The following is a 294-nucleotide window of genomic DNA, read 5'->3' as shown; positions in this document are numbered from 1 at the left end:
GCGGCGATGGCCCTTCAGCGCCTCATCGACGACGCCAGCGATCCAGCCCCCACAGCAGCGTCCACCCCGTCACGAACACGCCCGCCACGCGCAGCACGTTGAGCAGGAACGCGGCCAGCCCCAGCCGTTGCAGTTCCAGGAACGGATACGGCGCCTGCCCTGTCACAACGGCCACCCACATCGCCCACCCCAGGTAGATCAGCGGCACCCACAGCACCGTGCCCAGCGCGCGCCAGCGCAGCGCCCCATGCGGCAGCAGCCAGCACCACCCCAGCTTCGGCCAAGCGCCAGATC

1 protein-coding gene is annotated in these 294 nt (G+C 70.7%); it reads right to left on the bottom strand.

Features of this window, described 5'->3' with window-relative positions; genetic code table 11:
- Positions 1-22: 22 nt before the first annotated feature.
- On the bottom strand, positions 23-294 hold a 272-nt coding region (locus tag EN850_RS35590; RefSeq protein WP_189591355.1), incomplete at its 5' end, for a Pr6Pr family membrane protein.

The organism is Mesorhizobium sp. M8A.F.Ca.ET.207.01.1.1 (assembly GCF_004794715.1).
In the GTDB taxonomy this organism is placed as follows: domain Bacteria; phylum Pseudomonadota; class Alphaproteobacteria; order Rhizobiales; family Rhizobiaceae; genus Mesorhizobium.
This window is presented reverse-complemented; position numbering and strand designations above follow the sequence as displayed.